Origin of the sequence: Citrobacter sp. Cpo147, assembly GCF_030332405.1 — a bacterium.
Taxonomy (GTDB): domain Bacteria; phylum Pseudomonadota; class Gammaproteobacteria; order Enterobacterales; family Enterobacteriaceae; genus Citrobacter; species Citrobacter portucalensis.
Map to the genome: position 1 here is coordinate 276361 of NZ_JAOWHX010000033.1, position 13633 is coordinate 289993.

General features: G+C 51.6%; 12 protein-coding genes. 2 read left to right on the forward strand and 10 right to left on the reverse strand.

The genetic code is table 11. The features are described 5' to 3' along the window. Positions 1–3: 3 nt before the first annotated feature. The 4 genes from OGY06_RS13345 to tar are packed head-to-tail and all read right to left on the reverse strand — an operon-like array spanning position 4 to position 5242. A complete protein-coding gene (locus OGY06_RS13345; RefSeq protein ID WP_003833872.1) occupies positions 4–1053 on the reverse strand; it encodes a protein-glutamate methylesterase/protein-glutamine glutaminase in 1050 nt (349 codons plus the stop codon). Then, on the reverse strand, positions 1050–1922 hold the full coding sequence (gene cheR, locus OGY06_RS13350; protein WP_003833874.1) for a protein-glutamate O-methyltransferase CheR: 873 nt from the start codon (positions 1920–1922) through the stop codon (positions 1050–1052). Before cheR ends, OGY06_RS13345 begins: the two co-directional genes overlap by 4 nt. Before the next feature lie 19 nt (positions 1923–1941). Further along, positions 1942–3543 (reverse strand): methyl-accepting chemotaxis protein IV, encoded by a 1602-nt coding sequence (gene tap, locus OGY06_RS13355; RefSeq protein WP_164562670.1) that lies wholly within the window; start codon positions 3541–3543, stop codon positions 1942–1944. A 43-nt stretch (positions 3544–3586) separates the two neighbouring features. After that, a complete protein-coding gene (gene tar / locus OGY06_RS13360) occupies positions 3587–5242 on the reverse strand; it encodes a methyl-accepting chemotaxis protein II (protein WP_003833879.1) in 1656 nt (551 codons plus the stop codon). Positions 5243–5648: 406 nt separating this feature from the next. Here tar and OGY06_RS13365 point away from each other — a divergent pair, with 406 nt between their 5' ends. After that, a complete protein-coding gene (locus tag OGY06_RS13365; RefSeq protein WP_003833882.1) occupies positions 5649–6908 on the forward strand; it encodes a dicarboxylate/amino acid:cation symporter in 1260 nt (419 codons plus the stop codon). 76 nt (positions 6909–6984) lie between these two features. Here the strand turns inward: OGY06_RS13365 and cheW are convergent, their stop codons facing one another. The 6 genes from cheW to flhD all read right to left on the reverse strand — a co-directional run bounded on the left by cheW (position 6985) and on the right by flhD (position 12410). Then, positions 6985–7488 (reverse strand): chemotaxis protein CheW, encoded by a 504-nt coding sequence (gene cheW, locus OGY06_RS13370; protein WP_003034638.1) that lies wholly within the window; start codon positions 7486–7488, stop codon positions 6985–6987. Positions 7489–7508: 20 nt separating this feature from the next. Further along, positions 7509–9545: a chemotaxis protein CheA gene (gene cheA / locus OGY06_RS13375; protein WP_267440877.1), complete on the reverse strand. Its 2037-nt coding sequence runs from the start codon at positions 9543–9545 to the stop codon at positions 7509–7511. Positions 9546–9549: 4 nt separating this feature from the next. After that, entirely contained in the window at positions 9550–10479 is a 930-nt protein-coding gene (gene motB / locus OGY06_RS13380) for a flagellar motor protein MotB (protein ID WP_003034631.1), read from the reverse strand. After that, on the reverse strand, positions 10476–11363 hold the full coding sequence (motA, locus tag OGY06_RS13385) for a flagellar motor stator protein MotA (protein WP_286605474.1): 888 nt from the start codon (positions 11361–11363) through the stop codon (positions 10476–10478). Before motA ends, motB begins: the two co-directional genes overlap by 4 nt. Positions 11364–11487: 124 nt before the next feature. Continuing rightward, positions 11488–12072, reverse strand: coding sequence for a flagellar transcriptional regulator FlhC (gene flhC / locus OGY06_RS13390; protein ID WP_008785071.1), 585 nt, complete (start codon positions 12070–12072; stop codon positions 11488–11490). Beyond that, entirely contained in the window at positions 12069–12410 is a 342-nt protein-coding gene (gene flhD, locus OGY06_RS13395) for a flagellar transcriptional regulator FlhD (protein WP_003034622.1), read from the reverse strand. Before flhD ends, flhC begins: the two co-directional genes overlap by 4 nt. 793 nt (positions 12411–13203) lie before the next feature. Between flhD and uspC the strand changes: the two genes are divergently transcribed. Then, a complete protein-coding gene (gene uspC, locus OGY06_RS13400; RefSeq protein WP_063940887.1) occupies positions 13204–13632 on the forward strand; it encodes a universal stress protein UspC in 429 nt (142 codons plus the stop codon). Position 13633: the final 1 nt, after the last annotated feature.

Consider the following 13633-nt stretch of genomic DNA (forward strand, 5'->3'; position numbering starts at 1 on the left):
GATTCAAATACGTATTGCCTGTCCGGCACTAATTTTCACCAGCATTTGCTGGCTCACCTGGCTAAGATCGACCACTTCGCTTACGCCACCCATATTGATGGCCTCGCGCGGCATGCCGAACACCACACAACTTGCTTCGTTTTGCGCAATGGTCCAGGCTCCCGCCTGATTCATCGCTAACATTCCGGCTGCGCCATCGTTGCCCATACCGGTCAGGATCACCCCGACGGCATTGCGCCCCGCATGTTTCGCCACCGAATGGAACAGCACATCCACTGAAGGCCGATGCCGATTAACCGGCGGACCGTCATGAATTTTGATTTGATAGTTCGCGCCGCTGCGCGCCAGTTCCATATGCTTGTCACCCGGCGCGATATACGCATGCCCTGGAAGTACGCGCTCTCCGTCCTCTGCCTCTTTCACGGTTATCTGGCACAGTTTGTTCAGACGTTCTGCGAACGAACGGGTAAATCCTGGCGGCATATGCTGGGTAATAAGAATACCCGGACTTGAAAGCGGCAATGGCTGGAGTACATGGCGAATTGCCTCTGTTCCTCCGGTTGACGCCCCAATCACCAGCAATTTTTCCGAACTGAGTAATGGCCCTGCCTTCAAGGTCGTCGGTGCAGCCATGGGCTTATGGGCCGCCAGTTTTGCCCGCGATGCGGTGCGGATTTTCTCCGCAATCATCTCGCTATACGCCAGCATTCCTTCGCGGATCCCCAGTTGCGGTTTGGTGACAAAATCAATTGCCCCCAGCTCCAGCGCCCGCAGCGTGACCTCTGAACCTTTACCGGTCAGCGAAGAAACCATGACTACCGGCATCGGACGCAGACGCATCAACTTCTCAAGAAAGTCGAGGCCGTCCATGCGCGGCATTTCCACGTCCAGCGTCAGGACGTCGGGATTGTATTTTTTGATTAAATCCCGGGCGACCAACGGATCCGGCGCCGTCGCCACCATTTCCATATCACTGTGACTGTTAATAATTTCGGTCATGATTTGACGCATCAATGCAGAATCATCTACCGACAACACCCTGATTTTACTCATGCTTTATCCTTACCTGGCGCATGCGCATACACGGTCTGTCCACGCAGGCTAAACTCGCGCACAAGGTTGCTAAAGTTTTCTGAATGACCTGCAAACAGCAGCCCGTCAGGTTTAAGAAGTGGAACAAAACGGTGCAAAATGTCCTGTTGAGTCGTTTTATCGAAATAGATCATAACGTTACGACAAAATATGGCGTCGAACGGTCCTGGCACGTTGTACTGCTTATCCAGTAAATTCACGCTGGAAAATTCAACATGACCTGCCAGTTCCTGCCGAACGCGTACCAGCCCTTCATGCGGTCCGGTGCCGCGCATGAAATAACGCTGCAGCTGCTGGGGTGACAGCGTCTTTAGCTCATCAAGGCGATAAATGCCATTTCTGGCCTTTTCCAGCACTTCGGTATCAATGTCGCTGGCAAAAACACGCCAGCGGCCCGGTGCCATACCTAAGGTATCGGCAAGCGTAATCGCAATGCTGTAGGGTTCTTCTCCGGTTGACGCCGCCGCGCTCCAGACGCGGTATTCACCGTTGCGCCGACGAGCATGATCTGACAGCACCGGAAAATGATGCCCTTCGCGAAAAAAAGCGGTCAGGTTGGTAGTCAGGGAGTTAATAAAAGCCTGCCACTCAGCGCTGTTCTGGTTAGCTTCCAGCATGCTGAGATAGCGACCAAAGTCATCCAGCCCCAGGGTACGCAGACGACGAACCAGGCGGTTATAAACCATGTCCCGCTTATGGTCGGCCAGTACGATCCCCGCACGCTGGTAGATTAATTGACATATCCGACGAAAATGCGCGTCAGACAGCGCGAGGCGCTGTGTCATCTGTAACAATAATGACGTTTGCCCGGAGGGCAGAGATGATGTCATAGCGCCTTCTCAATCACATTCAGGATACAACGGGCGCAACCTGAGGCTGCGCCAACTCTTGTTTTGCTACGGTTTGCTCTTCAAGTTTAAAAAATGCGACACAAGCAGAAAGATGATCGGCCTGCGTCGCAAGTTGTCCGGCGGCGGATGCGGCTTCTTCCACCAGACCGGCGTTTTGCTGCGTCACAGAGTCCATCTGGCTGACGGCCTGCGCCACCTGCTCAATGCCTCTGCGCTGTTCATCGGATGCCGAGGCAATCTCGCCCATGATGTCGTTAACCCGGGTCACCGAACTGACAATTTCCGTCATCGTGCGCGACGCCATATCCACCAGTTGCGATCCCTGATGCACCCGGGTGACGGATTCCTCAATCAGTCCCTTAATTTCTTTCGCCGCCTGTGCGCTACGGCTTGCCAGATTGCGCACTTCTCCGGCGACGACGGCAAAACCACGCCCTTGCTCCCCCGCTCTGGCGGCCTCTACCGCGGCATTCAACGCCAGGATATTGGTCTGGAAGGCAATGCTGTCAATCACCCCGATAATGTCGCCGATTTTCTGCGAGCTGGCAGAAATCTCATGCATGGTGCTGGCGACCCGGGACGTCTGCTCGCCACCTTTATGCGCTGTGTCTGCCGCACTTTTGGCGATTCCTGATGCCTGGCGCGCGTTATCAGCGTTCTGGCCGACGGTGGCGGTCAGTTGTTCCATGCTGGCCGCCGTTTGCGCCAGCGCAGCCGCCTGCTGTTCAGTCCGTGAAGACAAATCGTTATTGCCCATCGCGATTTCTGAAATACCGCTATGCATGGCTGAGCTGCCCTGACGAACGTCACTTACCGTTTCGCGTAACGCCTGTTGCATCTTCTGCAGGCTGGCAAAAATAGCCGAGATCTCATTGCGCCCATAAACTGCTACCGGTCGTGCCAGGTTCCCCGCGGCAATACTGTCGAAATGGCTGCCAATAATCGCCAGCGGCTGAACGATCATCTTGCGTGACCAGAACAGCGCACCGCTGGTGAGCAGTGCCGCCAGTACCACCATGGTGGCGAAAATCACCCCCGACATATGGTAATTACGCTGACTCTGCTCCCCCGCCGTTTGCAACACGCTGTCAATGTTGCTCTGCCACGCATTCACATTCGCATCAAAAGCATCCTGAGCCGCCTGCACCGGCGCGGTCAGAAAATCTGACAACTGATTGTTTTCAAGCCAGGTTGCCTGATGCGCGAGAGCGCTGTGCCACTGGCTGAAGCTATTCTCCGTTGCGCCAAACAGCGCCTTGCCTTGCTCCGTCGAATCCGACGTCGCCATAAAGCGTTTAAACATCAATTCAGACTGCGTCAGGCTATCGCGCGCGAGGGTCATCAGCGTTTTGATGTCCTCTGGCGGATAGCTCAGGGCGGTCAGCGTCCCTGCCTTATTAAGGGCCGTACTGGCCTGTAATAACACAGCGCGGGTTTGGGCCAGCGCAGCGCGTTGCTGATTACTCCGTTCGACCTGATTCAGGTTCTGAAAACCGTCCCGAAATGCCCAGAAGGACAAGCCATTACTGCCAATCTGCAAAACTCCGCAGAGGATCAAAATCAAAAACAGCGTGGTCGAAATTCGAATACGATTAAACATCAACGCTCCCATCGGGCGGCACTGGCCGCGGTTTAACTATCAGTCAAAATGTTTCCCAATTCGTATCTTGTTCAATGCTCTGGCGCGGATAGGATGCGCTCGGGGCTGCAGGTAATCGTGTATCGCGCGGTTTTGTCGAGGCCGGACGTGACGCAAGACGGAAAGTCGATACCGACTGCGTTAAGCGACTGGCCTGTTCTTCAAGAGCGGCCGCTGCGGCAGCTGACTCCTGTACCAATGAGGCGTTTTGCTGCGTAACACGATCCATTTCAGAGACCGCGAGCGCAACCTGATCAATCCCCCGGCTTTGCTCGTCAGATGCCGAGGCAATCTCGCCCATAATGTCTGTCACCCGCGTCACGGCATTGACGATATCGTTCATCGTTTCGCCGGCGCTTTCTACCAGTACGGAACCGGTATCAACCCGGGAAACGGAATCTTCAATCAATGCCTTAATCTCTTTCGCCGCCTGCGCACTGCGGCTTGCCAGATTACGCACTTCACCCGCCACCACAGCAAAGCCGCGGCCTTGCTCACCGGCACGCGCTGCTTCAACCGCCGCGTTCAGTGCGAGAATGTTGGTCTGAAAGGCAATGCCATCGATGACGCTGATGATGTCGGCGATTTTCTTCGAGCTATCGGCGATTTCGTGCATGGTGTTCACCACGCTATCAACCACTTTGCCGCCATGCTGCGCGGTATCGGACGCGCTTTTCGCCAGTTGCGAGGCCTGACGCGCGTTGTCCGCGTTTTGCTTCACGGTTGCGGTCAACTGTTCCATGCTGGCTGCGGTCTCTTCCAGTGCAGACGCCTGCTGTTCCGTACGAGATGAAAGGTCAGTGTTTCCGCTGGCAATTTCGCTGGTACCGGAATAAATCGCATCAGAGCCTTCACGCACCAGGGTGACGGTTTCCGTCAAGGAGCGCTGCATATGATCAACCGTACTGGCCAGCTCGCCGATTTCGTTACGACCGCTAACAGCGAGAGTTGCGGTTAGGTTACCGCTGGCGATTTCCCGGATATGGGCAATGACACGGGACAGAGGATTAAGCAGGGTATGACGGATGCCGTACCAGACCACCACCAGAATCAGCACCAGCACGACGGCCAACACGCCAAGCTGCCATTGGGCGAAATGGTAATCCCGCGCGCTTTGATCAAATGCCTGGACGTAAAGCTTTTCGCTAACGCTGGCGTACTTGCCCAGCGCCTCGCCGAGCGCGTTTTGCATTCCCTGCGTAGGCTGCGCGAAGTAGGCGTCCATATTGCCGCTTTCCAGAAACTGAACCAGTTCTGCCAGGGCAGCATGGTACTGCTGATATTTTTCCTCGACGTTGCCGCTGGCTTCTGCCATTTCCGGCAACGGTGTGATGTTTTTAAATTTTGCGTAATGCGTTTCAGCCTGCGCCAGCGATGCTTTCGCATTCTTCAGCAGATCGTTTTTAGCGCTGCTTTGCTGGTTAGACGCATCCATCATCATGCGCGCAGAAGAACGGCTTAAATTGATTCGTGTCTGCAGCATCAGATCCCATGTTGAGGTGAGTTCACTTTGCTGCTGTCGAAGATCGTTAGAAATAACAAAACTTTGCTGATTCTGCTGCAATGAAGAAAACAACAGACCACCGGAAACAAGCTGTAGCAGTGCGAAAACCCCCAGCACCATCATCAGCATTGTGACAACGCGGATACGGTTAAACATAAGGCACCTTCCTGAAAACGAGTTATCAACGTTATCGGCACTCGCTGAGATAACTTTACGTTTGCGAAAAGGAAATCCTGAAGGGATGTGAAGCCTGGCGAGGGGAAGATAAAACGGGTGCGCAGCAACCACAAATCATTCACATAAAAACACCATAATTATCATGTAAATAACATTTATTTTCATCGATGAGCACGGCCAGAATGGCCGAAGTACGCATTTTTATGTGATTGAGATCACACATACGCATCGTAAATACCACAACAAAATGGATAAAAAATTAAAAAAAGTTGTATCCGCTTACGCTTTAATCCAATTTATATGATGAATACCTCGTTACCACTTAATAAGTATAAAAAATGAGTAACCGATCAATAAATGTTAAATCCTTACTGAGGGCTTTTTAGTGGCAAATGCAAACAAACTCACGTTGTTTATCGTGATCTTCATGCTGGCGGGGATCCTGTCGGGTGCGGTGATCCACTCTTATGCCTCCCCCGGCGTTGTAACCGCCTGGGCCGATAATATTACGCTTCTCACCGACATCTTTTTACGTCTGATTAAGATGGTGATCGCGCCTTTAGTATTCAGCACCCTGACAGTTGGTATTATGCGTCTGGGGGAAACGTCCACCATCGGTCGTGTGGGCGGGAAAGCGATGATCTGGTTTATCAGCTCTTCTATATTGTCTATCCTGGTCGGTCTGTTTGTGGTTTCCCTTGAGCAACCCGGCAGCGGGCTGAACCTGGCGATCCCACTGGAAGCCACCGACACCGGTCTCGCCGTGGGCGGCATGAGCCTGAAAGGTTTTCTGACGCATACCATTCCAACCAGCATCGCCGAAGCGATGGCTAACAATGAGATCCTGCAAATTGTGGTGTTCTCAATGTTCTTCGGTATTGGTGGCGCATCGCTCGGAGAGAAATTTAACGCTCCACTGGTTGCCGCGCTGGATGTGGTTTCCCACATTATGCTGAAAGTGACCGGCTACGTGATGTACGTTGCGCCGCTGGCTATTTTTGCCGCCATCTCTTCCGTCATCTCCACCCAAGGGCTGGGGATCCTGCTTAACTATGCGTCGTTTATCGGCGGCTACTATGTGGCGATTTTGCTGACCTGCCTGGTTCTCCTGGCTGTGGGATATGTCATGCTGAAAAAAGAGGTATTTCGCCTGGTGAGCATGCTGAAAGACCCGGTTTTGGTCGCATTCACCACCAGCAGCTCTGAGGCCGCTTATCCGAAAACGCTGGAGCAATTAACTAAATTTGGCTGCTCACCCAACATCGTGTCATTCGTGCTACCTATCGGTTATTCGTTTAACCTGGTCGGTTCCATGGTCTATTGTTCATTTGCCTCTATGTTTATCGCGCAGGCCTATAACATCCACCTATCCTTCGCAGAAATCACCGTCCTGATGCTGACGCTGATGCTGGCGTCCAAAGGGATTGCCGGTGTGCCACGTTCAGCACTGGTAGTGTTGGCTGCAACCATCCCGAGCTTTAACATTCCGGTCGCCGGGATCCTGTTGCTGATGGGAATTGACCACTTCCTGGATATGGGACGTTCAGCAATCAACGTATTAGGTAACGGGATTGCAACGGCGATGCTGGCGCAGGATGAAGGTTTACTGGAAGAAGAACCGGAGCTGGTTGAGCGGGAAGCGTAAGAGGGAAATCTGCCGGATGCGCTACGCTAATCCGGCCTGCAACAGCAATCATTGTAGGCCGGATGAGTTATGACGATTATGCGACGTGGGAAGCGGCAATATCCAGCAGCGCCATTTCTTCGCTGTTCAGCAGCTTCTCAATGTTGACCAGAATCAGCATCCGGTCACCCAGCGCACCCAATCCCGTCAAATATTCCGTTGACAGCGTGACCGCAAACTCCGGTGCCGGACGGATTTGATCCGTTGTCAGCGACAGCACATCCGAGACGCCATCTACCACAATGCCAACCACACGCTGACCCAGATTCAGCACGATCACCACGGTGTTTTCGTTGTAATCCACATCGCTCTGGCTAAATTTCACGCGCAGGTCGACGATAGGCACAATCACACCACGCAGGTTTGTGACGCCTTTGATAAACGCTGGCGTGTTAGCGATGCGCGTCACCTGATCATAACCACGGATTTCCTGCACTTTCAGGATATCGATACCGTACTCTTCATCCCCCAGCGTAAACACGAGGAATTCCTGACCTGACGGTTCGCCGGCCAGTTTAGTTACATTACTCATACCGGTCATATTATTCCCTTCTCACTCAATCAGGCGGCTGTGATCGCCACACGTTGTTCGCGGTTTAACCCCTGCAATGCAGAGACATCGACAATCAGCGCGACGCTGCCGTCGCCGAGGATCGTTGCAGCAGAAATACCTGGCACTTTGCGGTAGTTGCTTTCCAGGTTTTTGACCACCACCTGGTGTTGGCCAATTAACTGATCCACCAGCAGCGCATAGCGACGCCCTGCACTTTGTAAAATGACCACTATGCCCTGAGTCGCTTCAGTTTTAGCGCCTTCAACCTCAAAGACTTTCCACAACTCAACCAGCGGTAAATATTCGCCACGCACTTCCAGAACGCGCTCTCCTCCGGCCAGCGGATGGAGATCTTCTTCGCGCGGTTGCAGCGATTCCATAACGGCATTCAGTGGCAGAATGAAGACCTCATCGGCCACACGCACGGACATCCCGTCGAGGATCGCCAGCGTCAGCGGCAGCAGAATGCGAATAGTGGTCCCCTGTCCCTGTTTAGACTGGATCTCAACATGGCCGCCCATCTCCTGGATATTTCGCTTCACCACATCCATACCCACGCCGCGTCCGGAAACATCCGTCACCTGTTCGGCGGTCGAAAAGCCTGGAGCGAAGATCAGCATACCCACTTCGTCATCGCTCATGTTTTCGTGGATCGGCATGCCCTGAGAGACAGCTTTAGCCAGGATACGTTCGCGGTTCAGGCCAGCGCCATCATCGGTCACTTCAATACAAATATTCCCGCCCTGATGCTCCGCGGAAAGCGTCAGATTGCCGATTGGGCTTTTGCCGGATTCAAGGCGTTTTTCCGGCAATTCGATACCATGGTCGAGGCTGTTACGCACCAGGTGCGTCAACGGATCGATGATGCGTTCAATCAGGCTCTTATCGAGTTCGGTTGAGCTACCAACCTGCGTCAGCTCGACCTGTTTACCCAGCTTACCGGCCAGATCGCGCACCAGACGAGGGAAACGGCTGAACACGTACTCCATTGGCATCATACGAATCGACATCACCGACTCTTGCAAATCTCGGGCGTTACGTTGTAACTGACCCATACTGGTGATGAGATCGCCGTGATTGACAGGATCCAGTTCGTTAGAGCGCTGGGCCAGCATCGACTGCGTGATCACCAACTCGCCAACCAGGTTAATAAGCTGATCAACCTTTTCAACTGCTACGCGGATACTGGTCGACTCGCTGGCGCGGGCGGGTTTTTCACGTTCCGCGCGGCTATGTGGTGCTTCACTGGCGGTAGCTTTCACCGCAGGTGCCACAGCAACCGGCTGCGGCTCAATGACAACAGCCACCTCATCAGCTTCAGCTGCCACAGGCTCTGCGCTGACGGTTTCGAATTCAATTTGGTCGGCTTCAATGACAAAGCAAAGCACCGCGATGATGTCATCTTCTGCGAGGTTGCCATCAAGCGTTGCTGATAACGTGTCGCTTCCTTTTACCACATCGGTTAAGGTCGCCAGATTCCCCAGTTCCTCTTCCAGTAAATCCACTTCGCTGGCTTTCAGGCGCGAGAGAGTAATGCGTTTTTTGCTCTCTTCACTGGCGGGTTCAGGCTTTGCAACCGCCTCTTCCTGCATCGCGGCGCTGTCAACAACGCTAAGTTTTGCTGGGTTGACAACTGCCGGTGCGGTTTCACCTTTCGCTTCGAGCGCTAACTGCCGTAACGCCTGGCAGATATACTCAAAACTGTCGGCATCAGGCTCCACTGAGCTTTTATAGGCGTCGAGCTGTTCCTGCATAATATCTTTCGTTTCCAAAAACAGGTTGATAATGTCGGCATTGAGCTGCATCTCGCCACGCCGCGCTTCATCCAGCAGGTTTTCCATCAGATGGGTCGTTTCCTGCAAAATGGTAAAGCCGAAGGTGCCCGCCCCGCCTTTAATCGAGTGCGCTGCACGAAAAATGGCATTCAGCTGTTCGGAATCCGGGGCTTCAGGAACCAAATCAAGCAGGTGTTGCTCCATATCAGCCAACAGTTCGTCAGCTTCATCAAAAAATGTCTGATAAAAATCGCTAATATCCATGCTCACGCTATCACCTCGGATTGGCTGGTGGCGATGTGGGAACGCTTACCGGCGGGAGTTCCGCTGGCCGTTGTAAGACACTTACCGGCTCATTCTGGCTTTCAGCGTTTTCATGCAAAATGGCCTCTTCTGCCTGCTTATTGAGAACCAGCAGGCTAATACGGCGGTTGATAGCGTCTTCAGGACCGCGATCGCTCAGACGCATCGTGGCGGCCATACCTACCACACGTAATACTTTTCCATCATCCAGACCGCCGCTAACCAGCTCGCGACGCGATGCATTTGCGCGATCGGCAGACAATTCCCAGTTGCTGTACCCTTTCTCACCATTCGCGTAAGGGTAATCATCCGTGTGACCGGAAAGGCTGATCCGGTTAGGGATCCCGTTGAGCACTGGTGCAATCGCGCGCAGGATATCGCGCATGTACGGCTCAACTTCAGCGCTACCGGTCTTAAACATCGGACGATTCTGACTGTCGATAATCTGTATCCGCAGCCCTTCCTGAACTAAATCAATCTTTAAATGCGGACGCAGCGCTCGCAGTTTGGGATCGGATTCAATCAGTTGATCGAGATCGCCGCGAAGTTTGCTCAAGCGGCTCTGTTCCATACGTTTTCTCAGGTCATCAATATTCGGCTGTTTGTTCACCTCGCCCTGCTGCTGGGTGTAATCATCCCCGCCGCCTGGAATCGGGCTTTGGCTATTCGAAATACGATTTCCCCCGGTCACTGCGGTGGCCAGCGGTGTACGGAAATATTCGGCAATCTGGATCAATTCTTTAGGGCTGGAAATAGAAATGAGCCACATCACCAGAAAGAAGGCCATCATCGCGGTCATAAAATCGGCGTAGGCGATTTTCCACGAGCCATGCGCCCCACCACCGTGATTCTTATGCTTGCGTCGCTTTACAACGATAATGGGATGGGCCTGATTTTTCATGCGTCCTCGGTCGTCTGTTGCGCAGTTGGATTTCTCACCGCACGAACATGTTCTTCCAGTTCGATAAACGAAGGACGTTCGCTGGAGTACAGTGTTTTACGACCAAATTCAACGGCAATCGGCGGCGCGTAACCATTCAGATTGGAGAGCAGCGTTATCTTCACGCACTGCATCATTTTGGTTGTTTCAGCGCTTTTCTGTCGCAGAACGCTGGCAAGCGGAGAAATAAATCCATAGGCCAGCAAAATACCGAGGAATGTTCCCACCATCGCATGCGCAATCAACGCACCCAGCTCTGCTGCCGGGCGATCGGCAGAAGCCAGCGCATGCACAACCCCCATAACGGCCGCGACGATCCCGAATGCCGGTAGTGAGTCGCCGACCATCGCCAGACTATTCGCCGGGACTTCAGCCTCACTCTCATGAGTCTCAATTTCTTCGTCCATCAGCGCTTCAATTTCAAACGTATTCATGTTGCCGCTGATGATCAGGCGCAGATAATCGACAATAAAATCAAGCATTACAGCATCCGCAAGAATGCGCGGATAGCTGGCGAAGATTTCACTTTCTTTTGGGTTTTCGATGTCGCGCTCAAGCGAGAACATGCCCTGTTGACGCGACTTGGCCATCAGGCGATACAAGAGCGCCAGCAGATCCATATACATCGCTTTGGTGTATTTCGAACGACGGAAAAGCACCGGGATCGCTTTCATCGTCCCTTTGATGGCTTTCCCGTTATTGCCGACGATGAATGCCCCAATACCCGCACCACCGATAATCACCAGCTCAGCCGGTTGATAGAGTGCCCCAAGGTGTCCGCCGGTCATCATGTAACCGCCGAAAACTGTACCAATAACAACCAGGTAACCTAATAAGATAAGCACGACATCATCCTTTCGCAATTGACTATGACAGGATGCGCAGTCGGGCAATTAACGTAAGGTCAGGACAAAAAAAAGCAGCGGTAATTGCTTACCGCTGCTGGAGTGTTCATCCACACCGTATCAGTTAAACAGCCTGTTCGATCTGTTCATCCAGCAGTTGTGGAATAATATCGGCAGCATTCTGGGAAAGTTTACGTCTTTTTACGGCCCGTGATGGCGGTTGGCATAAACTACAGGCAAAGCTGCCTGCGGGTTGGTGTGCGTGGGTGATAAAATTCCCACCGCAGCAATTGCATTGGGACAACTCCAGCAATCCGCTGTCGACAAATCGCACCAGCGTCCACGCGCGGGTTAACGCCAGCAGTGGCCCTTCTTCAGGCTGCGGGCACTGCTCAAGATATAACCGATACGCCTTGATCACTGCATCCACGCCGCTACAGAGACCCGTTTTGAGCAAGAATTGCCATGCATTGCAAAACATCGACGCATGAATATTTTGTTCCCACGTCATAAACCAGTCGGTGGAAAACGGGAGCATCCCTTTTGGCGGAGGACTACCGCGTAATTCTTTGTACAGCTTGATTAATCGACCACGGCTTAATTGCGTTTCGCTTTCCAGCATTTGCAAACGGGCGCCCAATGTGATTAATTCCATTGCTAACTGGATATCACGCGCTTCCTGAACAATGCTTTTTTCGCTCATCATCAAGCCCTTTTCTTACGTGCTGCATCATCGATGTCGCTTAACAGGCGTGTTGAAAGCATGATACCAGTATGAATTTGCTGAAGATCGTCAACGCGGGAGTCTTGCGTCAGGCGAGTAACAGTCTGGTGATCGTCGAAACGGAAATGACATACCAGTTGGTTTGTTTCCGCCAGTTTGACCATTTGAGGAAGTGTTAATGTTGCCAACGTGTCCGCCATTTCCTCGCTGATACCAAGGCGAAACATCGCAGATGCTTTGTCCTGAACGATCAAACGCTGTGCAAGCAATAAATATGACAAATTGATGTCATAGATGTGTTTCAGCAACTCGGATGTATGCATTATTTGCATCCATAATAACCAACATTGTTTTCATGCGGTAAAACCGCACCCCGTGATGTCGCCGGGAAGGCCCGGTAAAAAAAAGCAAAAGGTCAAATACATAGCAGCGTGACGACACTTACGCGTTGTCTAAACATTCCCTTTTAAGAAGGCAGCGTCCCTTACAAGCCCACATCAATTCTTACAAATGTCTAAGATTTTTCCTAATTCGACGCAACTCTACCCGCCGTCAGTTACACATACAACGGAGCTATGCTGCGAATTTAAAGAATATGTGATCAAGATCACATAAACCAGCCAAACACTTAACATAAATCCATCAGCGTAGCTTTTACTTTGCTTATTTTTTACTCTGCCATCATCCATTTCAATTCCTGATGTACGAATATTCTTGCAATAAAAGCGAATAGTATTTTGTTCACATCCGTTAATATCACGCCGTGAAATAGCGAGCTGGATCACATATTTAACTCAAAAAACTTTTTTAATTAAATTCTTTATAAACAATAAGTTAAATATTTAGAGTGATTAATTAATACCGCGATGTGACGACCTTGCAAATGTTAATATATGTTTAATTTCCATTAACACATTGTTTTCATTAGCAGTGGGTTTCACTTAAGTAACTTGAACATATCTGCAACTAATATGAATCGATTATTCTATTTATAAGAATAATTAATGAATAATCATGATGACATTCACACTATGAAGGAAGGAAACGTTGCAGTATGGAGTAAGCTGAGTAAAGCTGAAAAGCCCTCTCATAATTCTTGAAAAAAAGGAGCGAGTTATGAGCTATTCGCACATTCTTGTTGCTGTTGCCGCCACCCCTGAAAGTCAGCAGTTGTTAGACAAGGCGGTTTCTATCGCTCGCCCTGTCAACGCCCGAATTAGCCTGATTACACTGGTCTCAGACCCCGAACTGTATAACCAGTTTGCTGCCCCCATGCTGGAAGACCTGCGTGAAGTCATGCAGGAAGAGACTCAGGATTTTATCGACAAACTTAGCAAAGAAGCAGAATACCCCATTGAACATACCTTTATTACCTATGGGGCTCTGAATGAACATATCCTGGATGTATGCCGCAAACACGCCGTTGATCTGGTCATTTACGGCAACCATAACCACAGTTTTTTTTCGCGCGCTGCCTGTTCAGCGAAAAGCGTGATTCATACCAGCCAGGTGGACGTTCTTCTGGTTCCGCTAGCTGGAGATTAAT